Raw genomic sequence first — 15363 nt, forward strand, 5'->3', positions numbered from 1 at the left:
TTGGAGCGGTTATCGACGCAAAGCTGCGGACGGCAGCGTTTCGTCCTCCGCGCAACGTCCGCCCGGCGGACACTGTCCCTCACGCATCGGATCCCCGCCATGCTCATCGACAGCGGCTCGCCCGGAGCCCCCGGCACCGTCGACATCACCCTGACCATCAACGGGCAGAGCCGGCGCATCGCCGTCGCCCCCTGGGTCACGCTCCTCGACCTGCTGCGCGAGCGCCTCGACCTCACCGGCACCAAGAAGGGCTGCGACCACGGCCAGTGCGGCGCCTGCACCGTGCTGGTGAACGGCGTGCGCGTGAATGCCTGCCTGACACTGGCGGTGATGAAGGACGGCGCCGAGATCACCACTGTGGAGGGCCTCGCGGCCCTGGCCCACAAGGCGGGCACCAACACCCTGCACCCGATCCAGGAAGCCTTCATCGAGCACGACGCCTTCCAGTGCGGCTACTGCACCCCGGGCCAGCTCTGCTCCTCCGTCGGCCTGATGAACGAGGGCCATGCCAAGAGCCGGGACGAGATCCGCGAGGCGATGAGCGGCAACCTCTGCCGCTGCGGCGCCTACACCCACATCGTCGACGCCATCGAAGAGGTGATGCAGCAGGGAGGCGCCCGATGAACCGCTTCGATTACGTCCGCGCGGGCACGGTCGCGGAAGCCGTGCAGGCCCTCGGTGCGGGCGGCCGCCTGATCGCGGGGGGCACCAACCTCCTCGACCTGATGAAGTACAATGTCGAGAAGCCGGAGCGGCTCGTCGACATCACCCGGCTGCCCCTGACGGACATCGAGGCGCATGCGGGCGGCCTGCGCATCGGCGCCCTCGTGACCAATGCGACGCTGGCCTATGACGACCGCGTCCGCGCCCGCTACCCGCTGCTGTCGAGCGCGATCCTGGCCGGGGCCTCGGCCCAGTTGCGCAACGCCGCCTCCACCGGCGGCAACCTGCTGCAGCGGACCCGCTGCTACTACTTTTACGACGAGGGCACGCCCTGCAACAAACGGGAGCCCGGCTCCGGCTGCCCGGCCATCGGCGGGGTGAACCGCATCCATGCGATCTTCGGGACGAGCCCGCACTGCATCGCCACCCACCCCTCCGACATGTGCGTGGCGCTCGCGGCCCTGGAGGCCACCGTCAACGTCACCGGCCCGGAGGGCGAGCGCGCCATCCCCTTCGCGGAGTTCCACCGCCTGCCCGGCGACACGCCGGAGAAGGACACCAACCTGAAGCCCGGCGAGATGATCCTCTCGATCGACCTGCCGGCCCGGGACTTCGGCCCGCACCACACCTACCTGAAGCTGCGCGACCGGCTCTCCTACGCCTTCGCCCTGGTCTCGGTCGCCGCCGCCCTCGAACTCGACGGCGGGACGATCCGGACCGCCCGGCTGGCGCTGGGCGGCGTCGCCCACAAGCCCTGGCGCAACCGCGAGGCGGAGGCGCTGCTCGAAGGCGCGCCCGCCACCCGCGAGAGCTTCCGGAAGGCCGCCGACCGGATCGTGTCGGAGGCCAGGCCCCAGTCCGAGAACGGCTTCAAGGTCGAGCTGGCCCGGCGGGCGATCGTGCGCGGGCTGGAGCAGGCCGCCGCGGGCACCCCGCAATCGCAGTCCGACAAGCGCATCCAGTAAGGAGAGCCCGACGATGGCCACCCAGCTCAGCAGCGGTGCCGGCAAGGACCGCTTCGTCGGCAGCGCGATCAGCCGCGTCGACGGCCCCGCCAAGGTCACCGGCCTCGCCAAGTATTCCGGCGAATTCGCCGCCCCCGATCTCGTGCACGGCTATGTCGTGTCGAGCCGCATCGCCCGGGGCCGGATCACCGGCATCGACGCGTCGCAGGCCGAGGCCGTGCCCGGTGTGCTCAAGGTCCTGACCCACGAGAACCGCCCCGCCGTGCCGGGGCAGGCGGATGCCTATCAGGACATGGTGGCGCCCCCGGGCGCGCCCTTCCGCGCCCTCTACGACGAGACGATCCTGTTCTCGGGCCAGCCCGTCGCCCTGGTGCTGGCGGAGGATTTCGAGACGGCGCGCTACGCCGCCTCGCTGGTCCGCGTCGCCTACGACACCGACACGCCCCGCACCGATCTCGATGCACTGAGCGGAGACGCCTATGTCCCGCCGGTGGAGCGCGAGGGCATCAAGCCGCCGCCGGAGCCCTGGGGCGATGCGCGCAAGGCCCTGGAGGGAGCCGAGATCCGGGTTGAGCAGAGCTACCGCCTGGCCGACGAGCACCACAACCCGATGGAGCCCCACGCCTCGACCGTGGTGGTGGAGAAGGACGGCACCTACACCGTCTACGACAAGATCCAGGGGGTGGCGAACACGCAGCTCTACCTGACCAACGTCTTCGGCCTGAAGCCGGAGCAGGTGCGCTGCCTCAACCCCTATCTCGGCGGCGGCTTCGGCTCCGCCCTGCGCCCGCAATACCAGCTCTTCCTGGCCATGCTCGCGGCCCAGGACCTGAACCGCTCCGTGCGGGTGACGCTGGCCCGCGACCAGATGTGGAGCTTCACCTTCCGCTCGCAGGCGGTGCAGTCCATCGGGCTCGGCGCGGCGAAGGACGGCGCGCTGCAGGCGCTCAGGCACGGTGCCGTGCAGGGCACCTCGACCTACGAGGATTACCAGGAGGTCGTCGTCAACTGGTCGGGCGTGCTCTACAAGTGCGACAACGTCGAACTGACCTACAAGCTGGTCAAGCTCGACACCCCGACCCCGGGCGACATGCGCGCGCCCGGCGCCGTCTCCGGCGTCTACGCCATCGAATCCGCCATGGACGAGCTGGCCTACGCCACCGGCCAGGACCCGATCGCCCTGCGCCTCGTCAACTACACCGACGAGGACCCGACCGAGGGCAAGCCCTTCGGCTCCAAGGCCCTGAAGAGCTGCTTCGAGCAGGGCGCCGCGCGCTTCGGCTGGGACAAGCGCGACCCGCAGGTCCGCTCCATGAAGGACGGCCGCGAGCGCGTCGGCTGGGGCATGGCCTGCGGCATCTGGGAATCGATGATGCAACAATCGAGCGCCCGGGTGGCGCTCACCGCCGACGGGCGGGTCGAGGTCGGCAACTCCACCGGCGACATCGGCACCGGCACCTACACCATCCTCACCCAGATCGCGGCGGACGGGCTCGGCGTGCCCTTCGAGCATGTCACGACCAAGCTCGGCGACACCAGCCTGCCCGAGGCCCCCGTGGCCGGCGGCTCCTGGACCGCCGCCTCCTCCGGCACCGCGGTGATGAAGGCCGCCCGCAACGTGGCCGAGCAGGTCTTCAGGCTCGCCCGGGGCCTGGAGGGCTCGCCGCTCGCCAATGCGGATTTCGAGCGGGTCGTGTTCACCGGCGGCCGGATCCAGCTCGCGGAGGATGCCGCCCGCGGGCTCGCCCTGACCGAGGTGCTCGCCGCCACCGGCACCGACAGGCTGGAGGCCACGGAATCGGCCGGGCCGGATTCCGACTTCAAGGCGCAGTACGAGGCCTATACCCACTCGGCCGTCTTCGCCGAGGTGAAGGTCGACGAGGAGCTCGGCGTGGTCCGGGTCACCCGCGTGGTCTCGGCCATCGCCGCGGGCAAGATCCTCAACCCGAAGACGGCGGCCAGCCAGATCAAGGGCGGGATCGTGATGGGCATCGGCTCGGCGCTGCACGAGGAATCGATGCTCGACCACCGCCTCGGCCGCTTCATGAACCACAATCTCGGCGAGTATCACGTGCCGGTGAATGCCGACATCCACGACATCGAGGTGATCTTCGTCGACGAGGAGGACAAGGCCAATCCGCTCGGCGTGAAGGGGCTCGGCGAGATCGGCATCGTGGGCGTGGCCGCGGCCATCGCCAACGCCGTCCACCACGCCACGGGCACGCGCATCCGCGCCCTGCCGATCACCCTCGACAAGCTGCTGACCTGAGGGCCCCGGCGCCTTCCCCGCAGGCGCGATCGGACCGCTTCGCGCGGTCCCCCTCGCCCAGAGGGCGGGGAAAGGTGCTTCGCCCGGCACCCGCGGAGAGCTGCGGCTGCGATCCGCCCCACATCGTCGTTGCCCCACCCGCCCCGGGCGGCGTATCGCGGCGCTCGGGTTTCCTCGCGCCGGATCCAGCTGCATGGCGGCTCTCCTCGTCTTCCTCGGTGCCGGCCTCGGCGGCGTGATGCGCCACGGGGTCAACATGCTCGCCGTGCGGCTCGGATCGAGCTTCCCCTGGGGCACGCTCGCCATCAACGTCTCCGGCTCGATCGCCATGGGGCTGGTGACCGGCTGGTTCGCCCTGCGCGGCGGCAGCCTGCAGGCGCGGCTGTTCCTCGCCACCGGGATTCTGGGCGGCTTCACCACCTTCTCGACCTTCTCGCTGGAAGCCTTCACCCTGTTCGAGCGCGGCGAGAGCGCGGCCGCGGCGGCCTATGTGCTCGGCTCCCTGATCGCCGGCATCGGCGGCCTCGCCCTCGGGCTCTACGTGATGCGGCAGATCCTCTGACAGGGAGCCGAGGGGAACCGAGGATGGCCGATCCGCTCCAGTCCTGGCGCCTCTGGGCGCTGCTCTCGGCGGCCTTCGCGGCGCTGACCGCGGTGCTGGCCAAGGCCGGGGTGGAGGGCATCGCCTCCGAGACGGCGACCTTCCTGCGCACCCTCGTGATCCTGGCGCTCACCGGCGCGATCATGCTGCTGGCGGGCCAGGCCCAGGGCCTCGGCCGGATCCCGGGGCGCAGCGCCCTGCTCCTCGTCCTGTCGGGGCTCGCCACCGGCGCCTCCTGGCTCTGCTACTTCCGCGCCCTCTCCCTCGGCGACGCGGCCAAGGTCGCGCCCCTCGACAAGCTCAGCGTCGTGCTGGTCGCCTTGTTCGGCGTGCTCTTCCTCGGGGAGCGGCTCTCGGCGACCAACTGGCTCGGCATCGGCCTCATCACCGCCGGGGCCCTGCTGGTGGCCTGGCGCTGATGGGAGCCCCCCGCCTGGCCGCCCTGCTGGCCCCCGCCCTGCTCGCGGCCGGACCGGCCACGGCGGAGGATCCCTTCGTCGATGCCGGGGCGCGGGTGCCCGGCCTCGTCGTGGAGATGCGCTATGCCGGCGCGCACAACTTCGTCGGGCGGCCCATCGCCGGCTACGCGGCGCCGCGCTGCCTGCTCACCCGCGCGGCCACGGCGGCGCTCGCCCGCGCCCAGGCGGATCTGGCCCGCGAGGGGCTCGGCCTGAAGGTGTTCGACTGCTACCGGCCGACCCGGGCGGTGGCCGATTTCGTGGCCTGGGCCCGCGACCCCGCCGAGGCCCGCATGAAGGCCGAGTTCTATCCGGAGATCGACAAGGCCGACCTGTTCCGCCTCGGCTACATCGCCGGGAACTCCGCGCATTCCCGCGGCTCGACCGTCGACCTCACCCTCGTGACCCGGGCCGAGGGCCGCGAGATCGACATGGGCACGCCCTTCGACTTCTTCGGCCCCGCCTCCGGCGAGGGGAACAAGGCCCTCACCCTCCCCCAGGCGGCCCACCGCGCCCGGCTGCGGACGGCGATGATTCGGGCCGGTTTCGCCCCCTATCCGCAGGAATGGTGGCACTTCACCCTGCGCGGCGAGCCTTTTCCCCACACGGCCTTCGACCGGCCGATCCGCTGAGGCCCGCGCGCAGAAGCCGAGGCAACGCCATGGCTCTGTGTGGAATTTGTCTTGCGCCTTGAATTATTCCAGTTCAGGCGAGACAGATTTCGAGAGCAACTCTCGCCTTGTATCATTTCTAATGTTTTGCCCGTAACTTGCAAATATTCCGGCGATTGCTCAAAGATTCTCCCGCAACGAAACCTATCGATCGCCCCGGGCTTACCCTGTCAGGGGCGGGAGAACAGAAGCGGAGAGACGGATGGCACGCACCCTCGACGCGATCCGGCACTACACGCGGATCGCCTGGTGGGACGGCTCGGCCCTGGGCCTCCACCTCTCGGCCTTCGGCGACCTGCTGGGCCTGACCGAGGGCGAGCGGGGCGGCAGCCGCCGGCCCCAGGGCGGGACCGAGAGCGAGGACGAACGGGCGTGAGCGCAGGTGTGAGCGAGGAGCGGCGCGAGGCCGTGGAGCGGCAGGCGCAGGGCTGCCTCGAACGCGCGCTCATGCGCGCCTTCTGGCAGGCGATGCAGGACCAGCCCATGCCGGTGATGGCGGGGCTCGAGACGGCGGCGCGGACGGTGGGCGCGCTCTACCGGCAGGCGGCGGCCGCGCATGGCCCCGGCGGCTGCGATTGCGGCTGGCGGCCGGAGCCCGATTCCGACCTGATCGTGCTGGAGGCGATGCTCGCCGCCGCCCTGCTGCAGCCGCCGGGCCGGACCCTGGCCGAGATGGAGCCCGCCGGCCGCGCCTGACGGCCCCCGTCTAGCCCTCCGTCAGCACGATCTCGTGCAGGCGGGCGGGGCGGGTCAGGCGGATATGCGCCTTGTCGATCGCGACGATGCCCTCCCGCTGGAAGCGCTTGAGCATCATCGTCACCCATTGCCGGGTCGAGCCGACCAGGGCGGCGAGCTCGTCATGGGTGATGCGGCGGTGGATCACCACCGCGCCGTCCTCCTCCGTGCCGTAGAGGTCGCCGAGATTGAGGAGCAGCTGGGCCAGCCGCTCGATCACCGAGCGGGTGCCGAGCATCTGCGCCATGGCCGTGTAGCAGCGGCCCTTGGCCTCCAGCGCCTCGATCAGGCAGAGGGCGAAGTTCGGCATCTGGCGGATCAGGCTGCGCAGGGTCGCGCTGGAGAGCACCGTGACCCGCACCGGCTCGATCGCCACCCCCGACCATTGGTGGCAGCCGCCGCCGGAAATGCTGGGGCCGCCGATGAAATGGCCCGGCGTCCAGTAGGCGAGGGTCACCTGCCGGCCGGAGGGGCCGGAATAGAACACCCGCACGCGGCCCTCCTCGATCAGGAAGATGCCCTCATGCGCCTCGCCCTGCGCGAACACGCTGCGGCCGGCCGGGAGCGTCAGGCTGCGGCCGGCGGCGCGTACCCGCGCCGCCTCCGCGGGCGTGAGCCGGTCGAGGAAGCCGGCGCCGTCGTCGAGCCCCTCGATCGTCTCGCTCAGGAACAGCGCGCTGGCGATCAGCGGCGCCGGGCGGTGCGGTTCGGACAGGGCGAGCATCGCTGCGGACATAGTGCGGATGGCCTCTTCCGGGGCGCGGCCACCGGCGAAGGCGGCCGAGCGCGCTGTGAGGGGGGGATTATCGATCGGACGCCGCCGCGAGCAATTCCAAATTGAAGATCTCGACGGCGAGATTTTCCCAAAGGGAAGATTTTTTGGAGATTTTCTTTCCGCTCATCCAAGAACAGCCGCGAAAGACCGCAGTCTTCATGAGGCGATGAAATTAATTGCTCGCCGCAGCGCAGCACGAGGCCGCTAGATGGGCCCGTCGCCGCGCACCTTCCCGGGCCGCCCGGCGCATCCTGCCCGACGGAGCCCGCCCGTGACCGCCTTCCGCCCCGCCCGCCGCCCTCTCGCCCGGCCGCTCGCCGCCCTCCTCCTCTCGGCCACCGTCTTCGGCGCCACGGCCGGCACGGCCGCGGCCGAGACGATCCGCGTCGCGGTCGGCACGCAGGACACCACCATCAACTGCGCCACCGGCGGCCTGCTGATCCGCGAGCTGAAGCTCCTGGAAAAGTTCCTGCCGCACACGGGCAAGTACAAGGACGCGACCTACGACATCCAGTGGCGCAACTTCACCAGCGGCGCGCCGCTCACCAACGAGATGGTCGCGGGCAAGCTCGATCTCGGCGCCATGGCCGACTTCCCCGGCTCGCTCAACGGCTACGCCTTCGCCAAGGCCGGGCGGCGCAGCCTGTTCCTCTCCGTGCTCTCGGGCAGCGTGAAGGGCAGCGGCAACGGCATCGTGGTGCCCAAGGACTCCCCCGTGCAGGCGCTCGCCGACCTCAAGGGCAAGACCATCTCGGTGCCCTTCGCCTCGACCGCGCACGGGCTGCTGCTGCGGGCGGTGAAGGCGCAGGGCTGGGAGCCGGGCCGCGACGTCACCATCATCACCCAGGCCCCGGAGGTGGCGGGCTCGGCGCTGCTCGCCAACAAGATCGAGGCGCATGCCGATTTCGTGCCCTTCGCCGAGCTGTTCCCCTGGCGCGGCTTCGCCCGCAAGATCTACGACGGCGCCCAGGCCGACGCCCCGACCTTCCACGGCGCTCTGGTCGACGCCGATTACGCCGACACGTATCCCGAGATCGTCGAGGCCTATCTGCGCGCGGCGATCGAGGCGGACCGCCTGATCGCCGCCGAGCCGGAAACCTATTCCGAGCTGATCGAGAAGGTGACCGGCATCGAGGCCGAGGTCGCCTACCTGTTCCACGGCCCCCTCGGCCTGCAGACCCGGGACCTGACCTGGAAGCCCGAATACCGGCAGGCGGTGAAGACCTCCTTCGAGACGCTGAAACTCCTGAAGAAGGCCGATTCCGACATCGACCTCGACCGCTTCGTCGACGACCGCTTCATCCGCGCGGCCGCCAAACAGGCCGGGATCGACTACGAGGCCCGCCTCAGGGACTACGCCCCCGCCCCCCTCGTCGCCACGGATGCGGCGACCGGGGCGCCGATCACCGACTTCGCCCGCGTCGCCCAGATCTGGGTGCGCGGGGAGCCGAAGGTCCGCCACTACGCCTCGCCGGAGGGCGCCTTCGCGGCCCTCGCCGCCCTGGAGAAGGAGGGCGGCCAGGCCCGCGTCGTCTACGCCCAGGACCGGGGCACCGGCATCAAGCTGTTCGCCACCCAGGCCTGGTACGTGCGCGACGCCGGGAAGCACCTGAGCGCCTTCCTGCTCAAGGCGGACGCGGAGGCCTTCGCGCAAGCCAAGGGCGGGGACGTGCTCGACTTCGCCGCCGCCCGGGCCGGCCTCGCCAAGCTCAGCGCCCGATGAGCGCCTCGGCCCTGGACGCGCCCGCGCCCCCGCGGGCGGCCGGGCGCAGGCTCCGGCTGCCCCTGCCGCAGCGCTGGCCTTTGGGGCGGCTCGCCCTGCGCGGCCTCGCCCTCGGCCTCAGCCTCGCCGCCTGGCACGCGGCGGCGCATGCGAAGCTCGACCTCGGCTTCGTCAGCTTCCGCAACGTGCCGACGCCCCTCCAGGCGGCGCAGGCCGCCTGGGCGCTTCTCCATGCGCCGGCGCTCGGCGCCCATCTCGGGGCGAGCCTCGCCCGGGTGCTCTCCGGCTTCGTGGCGGCTCTGGCGATCGGGGTGGGGCTCGGCCTCGCCGTGGGCCGCTCGCGCCTCGCCCACGACCTGCTGATGCCGCCGCTCGAGGTGCTGCGCCCGATCCCCGCGGTGGCCTGGATCCCCCTGGCGATCCTGATGTTCCCCTCCTCCGAGCTCTCGATGGCCTTCATCACCTTCACGGGGGCGCTCTTCCCGATCCTGCTCAACACCCTGCACGGGGTGGAGGGCGTGCATCCGCGGCTGGTGGCCGCCGCGCGCAGCCTCGGCGCGGGGGATGCCGCGATCCTGCGGGAGGTGATCCTGCCCGGCGCCGCCCCGAGCATCGTCACGGGGGCGGCCATCGGCATGGGCACGGCCTGGTTCTGCCTCGTGACCGCGGAGATGATCTCCGGCCAGTACGGCATCGGCTACTTCACCTGGGAATCCTACACCTTGCAGAACTACGACGACATCGTCGTCGGCATGCTGCTGATCGGCCTGCTCGGGATGGGTTCGAGCCTGATCGTGCGGACGCTCGGCGCCTGGGCGACGCCCTGGGTCGGCGCGGGAGGGCAGCGATGAGCGCGGGCGTGGCGGCCGGGGGCCGCGTGACCCTGGAGGGCGGCGCGATCCGGCTCGGCCGGGGGGCGGCGGCCTTCGACGTGGTCGAGGACATCCATCTCGACGTGCCGGCCCGGCAATTCGTCTGCATCCTCGGGCCGTCCGGCTGCGGGAAATCGACCCTGCTCGGGGCGGTGGCCGGGCATCTCGCCCTGCGCCGCGGCCGGGTCAGCCTCGACGGCGAGGCGATCGCCGGGCCGCATCCGGACCGGGGCATCGTCTTCCAGCAGCACACCCTGTTCCCCTGGCTGAGCGTCGTCGACAACGTCGCCTTCGGCCTGAAGATGAAGGGAATCGGCCGGCGCGAGCGCCTGGAGCGCGCCGGGGAGATCCTGGCGCAGGTCGGCCTGTCCGATTTCGCCGGGCGCTACCCGGCGGAGCTGTCCGGGGGCATGCAGCAGCGGGTCGAGATCGCCCGCGCCCTCGTCAACCGCCCGCGGGTGCTGCTGATGGACGAGCCCTTCGGGGCGCTCGACGCGCAGACGCGCCTGACCATGCAGGAACTGCTCCTCGAAGTCTGGGCGCGGCACCGCACCACCATCCTCTTCGTCACGCACGACATCGACGAGGCCCTGTTCCTCGGCGACCGCCTCCTCGTGATGACGCCCCGGCCCGGCCGCCTCCTCGACGACATCGCCCTGGACTTTCCCCGCCCGCGGGCCCGGGGCCTGATCACCGACCCGGGCTTCACCCGGATCAAGCAGCATTGCCTCGCCCTGCTCCACCAGGGACCGGGCCTGCCCCTCTCCCGGCTGAGCCCGATCGGCATGCCGGATCGCCGGGCGGGGGCGTGACGGGGACCCTCAGTGGCGCGGCTCGCCCCAGGCGGCCCGGCCGCAGGCCTCGGCGGCGAGCGGCGCGAGGCTGAAGCCGTCGATGGTGTCCCGGGAGGGCGTGGCGCCGGCCCGGCACGCGGCGACATAGGCCAGCGCGCTCGCCACGCAGCGCTCGGAATAGGGCTTCGGGATCACGCCGAGGGCGCCGGCGAAGTCGTCCGGGATGCGCTTGGCGTTGGCGGTCATGAACAGCACCAGGATGCGCGGGTCGGCGCTCAGGGCGCGGGCCACCTCCACCCCGGTCGGGCCGTCGACGAGATGAATGTCGACCAGGGCGAGATCGGGTGTCGTGTCGCGGCCCAGCGCGATGGCTTCTTGCGAATTCGTGGCCACGCCGACCGGGATGTGCCCGAGATCTTCGAGAAGGCTTTCCAGTTCGAGCGCGATCAGGGCCTCGTCCTCGACGACGAGAATCCGCAGGCCGGATCCGGACGTCTCCTGGGACATGGCGGATGCCTTTCCTCCGAGGCGGGGCCTCGTTCCGTGACCGGGACCCTCGTTTTCTTGTGTTCGACCTGAAGCTATACCGATACACTCAGTTCAGGCCATCCCGGGCATTCATCGGAATCGTGATTTCTACACGTGTTCCTGGCGCGGCATCGCTCCAGAGCACGTGTCCGCGCAGCTGGCGCACCACCATCTCGACGAGGTTGCGGCCGAAGCCGGCCGGGTTGGCGGGCGCCTGCGCCAGCCCGACGCCGTCATCCTCGACCACGAGCTGCATCCCCTCCGCACCCTGCCGCGCCCGGATGCTGACCAGGCCCTCGCGGTCGCCCGGGAAGGCGTGGCGCAGGGCGTTGGCGGTCAATTCGTGCAGCATCAGGGCGAGCGGGGCGGCCATGGCGGCGGTGGTGCCGACGGGCTCGATCTCCGACCGGATCGTGGTCCGCTCCGGATCGAGCCCGGCCGCGACGTCGGAGAGGAACTCCGCGGTGAATTCCTGGAAGTCGAAGCGGGAGACGTTGCCGGCGGAGTAGAGCATCCGGTGGGCGGTCGAGAGGGCGCCGATGCGCTCGGCCATGGCCTGCAGGGCCTCCCGGGCCTCGCCCTCCGGCGTGCGCCGGGCCTTCAGGAGCATCAGCGAGGAGATGACCTGGAGGTTGTTCTTGACCCGGTGGTCGACCTCGTGGAGCAGAGCCGTCTTCTGCTCCAGGGCCGCTTGCAGGGCGGCGGTGCGCTCGACGACCTGGCGCTCCAGCTCGTCGTTCGCCCGCTTCAGCGCCTCCTCCAGGCGGTGCTTGTCGGTCATGTCGGCCTGGGCCGAGAAGAAGTAGCGGACCGTGCCGTCGGGGTCGCGCACGGGGCTGATCGTCATCCCGTTCCAGAAGCGGGCGCCGTCCTTGCGCACGTTGAAGAGCTCGCACTCGACGGATTTCTCCTCCGCCACCGCCGCGCGCATGGCCGCGATCACCGCCGGGTCGGAATCCGGCCCCTGCAGGACGCGGCAATTGCGGCCGTAGAGCTCGGCCCGGCCGTAGCCGGTGAGCGCCAGAAAGGCTTCGTTGGCCCAGACGATGGGGTTGTCGGCCTGGCGCGGGTCGGTCACGACCATGGGCGTCGGGCTGGCCTCGAAGGCCGCCGCGAAGGCGCCGAGGCTCACCGGTGCCGAAGGCGGTACGGCGTCGACCTTGTTCTCATCGGAATCGTTGTCCCGTTTCCCCGTCATCCGCGCGCCGCGACGTACACCGTTGTCGTTGAGCGAGGGCATTCCCGGATCCGGTGGCCGGGAGCCCTCCGCTCGGATCGAGCGTTTCGTCCACTTGGTCTCGGCAACGCCAACCCGGGGCCGAGGCCGTTGTTCCTTGCAAGGCCGTCCGGGACGCCCGGTCCCGCCCCCCGGCGACCGGGGCCGCGCCCGAAAGACGGCTTAGGCTTTCTCCAGACTTGCCGTCTATGAGACGTTTCGGCCCGCCGCGACGCGGCGTCGGCGCAAGGATGCCACGATCCTGGGGGACAAGCTCCTCCGACGTTCAGGAGTTCGGTTGATGGCCGTCACCCCCGCCCCAGCGGCCCCGGCGGTGCGCAAGTTCCGCCTGCGCGACGTGGTTGAGGATCCGCGCATCCTGCGCATGCTGGCGCTCGGCTTCTCGTCGGGCCTGCCGCTGCTGCTGGTGCTCGGCACCTTCACCCTGCGGCTCGCCGATTCCAAGATCGACATCCGGGCGATCGGGCTCCTGAGCTACGTGGCCCTGCCCTATTCCCTGAAGTTCCTGTGGGCGCCCCTGATCGACCGCCTCGACGTGCCCTGGCTCGCCGACCGCCTCGGCCGGCGCCGGGCCTGGATGGTCGTGACGCAGATCGCGGTCGCCGCCTGCCTCTCCCTGATGGCCTTCGCGGACCCGGTCGAGCACCTCGCCTTCCTGGCCTTCGGCGCCCTGCTCGTCGCCTTCTGCGCGGCGACGCAGGACGTGGTGATCGACGGCTGGCGCATCGACGCCGCCGGCACCGACCTGCAGGGCGTGATGGCCGCCACCTCCAATCTCGGCTACCGCCTCGGCCTGATCCTGGCCGGGGCCGGGGCGCTCTACATCGCCAGCGCCACGAGCTGGAAGGTGGCCTATCTGACCATGGCGGTCTTCATGAGCGTCGGGCTCGCCGCCGCGTTGCTGGAGCCCCGCCGCGACCCCGCGCCGGGAACGGAAGGCGCCGCCCCCGCCCCCCGGCCGACCTGGAACTTCCGCGACGCCGTGCTGGAGCCCCTGACGGCCCTCTATGGCCGCATGGGCCACGCTCTCTGGGGCGTGCTGCTGCTCGTCGCCCTGTTCCGCCTGCCGGACTTCCTCTCCGGGGTGCTCGCCGGGCCGCTCTACATCAGCCTCGGCTTCACCAAGAACGAGATCGCCACCGTCACCAAGGTCTACGGCATCTGGGTCGGCATCGCCGGGGGCTTCGCCGGGGGCTGGGCCCTGAACCGGCTCGGCATGTTCCCGAGCCTGCTGATCGGCGCCTTCGTGGCGGCCGCCTCGCATCTCTCCCTCGCCTGGCTGGCGCTGGGCGGGGCCGAGATCTGGCGGCTCGTCATCGCCATCTCCATCGAGAATTTCTGCGGGTCCTTCGCCGGCATCGTGCTGATCGCCTACATGTCGAGCCTGACCACGCCGGGGCATGCGGCCACGCAATACGCCCTGTTCTCCTCGCTCTACGCCTTGCCCGGCAAGCTCATCGCCGGCACCTCCGGCTTCGTGGTCGGGGCCTTCGGCTTCCCGGTCTTCTTCGCGATGACGGCAGCGGTCGGTATCCCGGTCGTGGCCCTGTGCTTCGCCGTCGGCCGGCGCACGAACCTGGCCTCCGCCGCGGCGGAGGCCCCGGAGGCCCCCGTGCCGGATCCGAAGAGGAACCCACCGGGCGGTCCCGAGCTTGCTTCGGTCGAAGTTTCCGCGTCACCGATGAGAGCGCAGACGTGAACGAGATTGCCCTGTCCGGCGAGATCCTCCCCGTCCCGACCGGAACCCCCGTCCCGCCGCCCCTGACGGCCGAGGACCTCGCCGCCCTGCGCCGGGCGGTCGCCGCCCTGGAACGGCCGGGCCTCGCCGCCCGCCTCTCCGCCGCCGCGGGCGCGCCCCTGGAGATGATCGGCCGCGCCCTGCCCGGCCCGGTCACCGAGGCGGTCGCCCGCTCCACCGAGGGCGCCATGCGCACGGCCCTGCGCATCGCCCTCGCCACCCTGCCCGACCGGACCGTGAAGGCGACCGGCGAAGGCGCCGGCACCGCGGTCGAGACCGTCTCCGCGGAGACGGCGAGCCGGCTCTCCCGCCTGCTCGGGTCGAGCGATGCCCGCCACAAGGTCTTCGCCGCCCTGTCCGGCGCCGTGGGCGGCGCCTTCGGCCTGCCGAGCCTCGCCGTCGAGCTGCCCCTCTCCACCACCCTGATGCTGCGCTCCATCGCCGAGATCGCCCGCGAGGAGGGCGAGGATCTGAGCGATCCCGAGGGCGCGCTCGCCTGCGTCCAGGTCTTCGCGCTGGGCGGCCGCAACGGCGCCGAGACGGCGCTCGCCGACAGCGGCTACTTCGCCGTGCGCGCGGCCCTGGCCAAGACCATGTCGGAGGCCGCGCGTTACGCCGCGCACCGCTCCCTGCTCGATGCCGGCGCCCCGGCGCTGATGCGCTTCTCCGCGCAGATCGCGGCGCGCTTCGGCCTCGTCGTCTCGCAGAAGGTGGCAGCCCAGGCCGTACCGCTGATCGGCGCCGTGGGCGGCGCAGCGGTCAACACCGCCTTCATGGACCATTTCCAGTCGATGGCGCGGGCGCATTTCACCGTGCGCCGCCTGGAGCGCAGCTACGGCAAGGAGGCGATCCGGCAGGCCTACGCGGCGGAGAAGGACGCCTTCGGGATCGGGTGATTCGCGCCATTCCGGCACGGCACAGTCAAGCCTTCGCTACGGCTTCGTTCACGATCTTGCGCGATGTTACCGGCAGGCCGCGAAACCGGCCGCGTTCTCTCGCGTAAGTTCAGGCCCGGCCATGCGGCGCATTCTCACGAGTGGCATCAAGGCGATCCTGGCGATCGCAGCCCTCTCCACCGCCGCCCATTGGGCGATGCGGGTTCAGCGCGAACCCACCGCGACGGCGAAGATCCACGACCCCGCCGCGACGGGGTCGATCGCGCCCCGCAAGCTGGAAGCCGCCGCGACGGCCCCGGCGGCCTCGATCATGCAGGGCCTCGACCAGCAGCATCTCGCCAAGCTGATCTCCGGCGCCTCGACCGAGAAGCCGAAAGCGCCCAAGCAGGTCGCCAAGCGCTGACCCTCGACCGACCGGGCCCCTGACCGCACCCGGCC

The 15363-nt window shown here is 71.3% G+C and carries 17 protein-coding genes; 14 read left to right on the top strand and 3 right to left on the bottom strand.

Annotated features, from left to right (window positions below; translation table 11 throughout):
• Positions 1-99: 99 nt before the first annotated feature.
• The 8 genes from MMB17_RS05205 (at position 100) to MMB17_RS05240 (ending at position 6323) form a co-directional block, all read left to right on the top strand.
• A complete protein-coding gene (locus MMB17_RS05205) occupies positions 100-624 on the top strand; it encodes a (2Fe-2S)-binding protein (protein ID WP_238313716.1) in 525 nt (174 codons plus the stop codon).
• Positions 621-1628 (top strand): FAD binding domain-containing protein, encoded by a 1008-nt coding sequence (locus MMB17_RS05210; RefSeq protein WP_238313714.1) that lies wholly within the window; start codon positions 621-623, stop codon positions 1626-1628. Before MMB17_RS05205 ends, MMB17_RS05210 begins: the two co-directional genes overlap by 4 nt.
• A gap of 13 nt (positions 1629-1641) precedes the next feature.
• A complete protein-coding gene (locus MMB17_RS05215) occupies positions 1642-3897 on the top strand; it encodes a xanthine dehydrogenase family protein molybdopterin-binding subunit (RefSeq protein WP_241101318.1) in 2256 nt (751 codons plus the stop codon).
• Between the two features lie 193 nt (positions 3898-4090).
• Positions 4091-4459, top strand: a complete 369-nt coding sequence (gene crcB, locus MMB17_RS05220; RefSeq protein ID WP_241101319.1) for a fluoride efflux transporter CrcB — start codon at positions 4091-4093, stop codon at positions 4457-4459.
• A gap of 23 nt (positions 4460-4482) precedes the next feature.
• A complete protein-coding gene (locus MMB17_RS05225; protein ID WP_238313708.1) occupies positions 4483-4917 on the top strand; it encodes an EamA family transporter in 435 nt (144 codons plus the stop codon).
• Complete coding sequence (locus tag MMB17_RS05230) at positions 4917-5588, top strand: M15 family metallopeptidase (protein ID WP_241101320.1); 672 nt, start codon at positions 4917-4919, stop codon at positions 5586-5588. Before MMB17_RS05225 ends, MMB17_RS05230 begins: the two co-directional genes overlap by 1 nt.
• Before the next feature lie 241 nt (positions 5589-5829).
• A complete protein-coding gene (locus MMB17_RS05235; protein WP_238313705.1) occupies positions 5830-6003 on the top strand; it encodes a hypothetical protein in 174 nt (57 codons plus the stop codon).
• Positions 6000-6323, top strand: coding sequence for a hypothetical protein (locus MMB17_RS05240; RefSeq protein WP_241101321.1), 324 nt, complete (start codon positions 6000-6002; stop codon positions 6321-6323). The genes MMB17_RS05235 and MMB17_RS05240 overlap by 4 nt, the downstream gene beginning before the upstream one ends.
• Before the next feature lie 10 nt (positions 6324-6333).
• Here MMB17_RS05240 and MMB17_RS05245 read toward each other — a convergent pair whose 3' ends face one another.
• Complete coding sequence (locus MMB17_RS05245; RefSeq protein WP_241101322.1) at positions 6334-7098, bottom strand: Crp/Fnr family transcriptional regulator; 765 nt, start codon at positions 7096-7098, stop codon at positions 6334-6336.
• Between the two features lie 310 nt (positions 7099-7408).
• Between MMB17_RS05245 and MMB17_RS05250 the strand changes: the two genes are divergently transcribed.
• From MMB17_RS05250 to MMB17_RS05260, 3 genes are read left to right on the top strand one after another with little or no spacing between them, the layout of a single operon-like run.
• Complete coding sequence (locus MMB17_RS05250) at positions 7409-8860, top strand: ABC transporter substrate-binding protein (RefSeq protein ID WP_241101323.1); 1452 nt, start codon at positions 7409-7411, stop codon at positions 8858-8860.
• A complete protein-coding gene (locus tag MMB17_RS05255) occupies positions 8857-9711 on the top strand; it encodes an ABC transporter permease (protein ID WP_241101324.1) in 855 nt (284 codons plus the stop codon). The genes MMB17_RS05250 and MMB17_RS05255 overlap by 4 nt, the downstream gene beginning before the upstream one ends.
• Positions 9708-10544, top strand: coding sequence for an ABC transporter ATP-binding protein (locus tag MMB17_RS05260; protein WP_241101325.1), 837 nt, complete (start codon positions 9708-9710; stop codon positions 10542-10544). The genes MMB17_RS05255 and MMB17_RS05260 overlap by 4 nt, the downstream gene beginning before the upstream one ends.
• A 9-nt stretch (positions 10545-10553) precedes the next feature.
• Here the strand turns inward: MMB17_RS05260 and MMB17_RS05265 are convergent, their stop codons facing one another.
• Together MMB17_RS05265 and MMB17_RS05270 are read right to left on the bottom strand one after the other, a co-directional pair.
• Entirely contained in the window at positions 10554-11033 is a 480-nt protein-coding gene (locus tag MMB17_RS05265; protein WP_238313694.1) for a response regulator, read from the bottom strand.
• An 88-nt stretch (positions 11034-11121) separates the two neighbouring features.
• On the bottom strand, positions 11122-12138 hold the full coding sequence (locus tag MMB17_RS05270; protein WP_241102122.1) for a histidine kinase dimerization/phosphoacceptor domain -containing protein: 1017 nt from the start codon (positions 12136-12138) through the stop codon (positions 11122-11124).
• A gap of 433 nt (positions 12139-12571) precedes the next feature.
• Here MMB17_RS05270 and MMB17_RS05275 point away from each other — a divergent pair, with 433 nt between their 5' ends.
• The 3 genes from MMB17_RS05275 to MMB17_RS05285 all read left to right on the top strand — a co-directional run bounded on the left by MMB17_RS05275 (position 12572) and on the right by MMB17_RS05285 (position 15328).
• A complete protein-coding gene (locus MMB17_RS05275; protein WP_241101326.1) occupies positions 12572-13990 on the top strand; it encodes an AmpG family muropeptide MFS transporter in 1419 nt (472 codons plus the stop codon).
• On the top strand, positions 13987-14925 hold the full coding sequence (locus tag MMB17_RS05280) for an EcsC family protein (RefSeq protein WP_241101327.1): 939 nt from the start codon (positions 13987-13989) through the stop codon (positions 14923-14925). The genes MMB17_RS05275 and MMB17_RS05280 overlap by 4 nt, the downstream gene beginning before the upstream one ends.
• A gap of 121 nt (positions 14926-15046) precedes the next feature.
• A complete protein-coding gene (locus tag MMB17_RS05285; RefSeq protein WP_241101328.1) occupies positions 15047-15328 on the top strand; it encodes a hypothetical protein in 282 nt (93 codons plus the stop codon).
• Positions 15329-15363: the final 35 nt, after the last annotated feature.

The organism is Methylobacterium organophilum (assembly GCF_022533465.1).
Taxonomy (GTDB): Bacteria; Pseudomonadota; Alphaproteobacteria; order Rhizobiales; family Beijerinckiaceae; genus Methylobacterium; species Methylobacterium organophilum.

Bases quoted from the DNA above. Each gene is read 5' to 3' on its own strand.
- MMB17_RS05205 (WP_238313716.1), top strand. From the start codon at position 100: ATGCTCATCGACAGCGGCTCGCCCGGAGCCCCCGGCACCGTCGACATC.
- MMB17_RS05210 (WP_238313714.1), top strand. From the start codon at position 621: ATGAACCGCTTCGATTACGTCCGCGCGGGCACGGTCGCGGAAGCCGTG.
- MMB17_RS05215 (WP_241101318.1), top strand. From the start codon at position 1,642: ATGGCCACCCAGCTCAGCAGCGGTGCCGGCAAGGACCGCTTCGTCGGC.
- crcB (WP_241101319.1), top strand. From the start codon at position 4,091: ATGGCGGCTCTCCTCGTCTTCCTCGGTGCCGGCCTCGGCGGCGTGATG.
- MMB17_RS05225 (WP_238313708.1), top strand. From the start codon at position 4,483: ATGGCCGATCCGCTCCAGTCCTGGCGCCTCTGGGCGCTGCTCTCGGCG.
- MMB17_RS05230 (WP_241101320.1), top strand. From the start codon at position 4,917: ATGGGAGCCCCCCGCCTGGCCGCCCTGCTGGCCCCCGCCCTGCTCGCG.
- MMB17_RS05235 (WP_238313705.1), top strand. From the start codon at position 5,830: ATGGCACGCACCCTCGACGCGATCCGGCACTACACGCGGATCGCCTGG.
- MMB17_RS05245 (WP_241101322.1), bottom strand. From the start codon at position 7,098: ATGTCCGCAGCGATGCTCGCCCTGTCCGAACCGCACCGCCCGGCGCCG.
- MMB17_RS05255 (WP_241101324.1), top strand. From the start codon at position 8,857: ATGAGCGCCTCGGCCCTGGACGCGCCCGCGCCCCCGCGGGCGGCCGGG.
- MMB17_RS05260 (WP_241101325.1), top strand. From the start codon at position 9,708: ATGAGCGCGGGCGTGGCGGCCGGGGGCCGCGTGACCCTGGAGGGCGGC.
- MMB17_RS05265 (WP_238313694.1), bottom strand. From the start codon at position 11,033: ATGTCCCAGGAGACGTCCGGATCCGGCCTGCGGATTCTCGTCGTCGAG.
- MMB17_RS05270 (WP_241102122.1), bottom strand. From the start codon at position 12,138: ATGGTCGTGACCGACCCGCGCCAGGCCGACAACCCCATCGTCTGGGCC.
- MMB17_RS05275 (WP_241101326.1), top strand. From the start codon at position 12,572: ATGGCCGTCACCCCCGCCCCAGCGGCCCCGGCGGTGCGCAAGTTCCGC.
- MMB17_RS05285 (WP_241101328.1), top strand. From the start codon at position 15,047: ATGCGGCGCATTCTCACGAGTGGCATCAAGGCGATCCTGGCGATCGCA.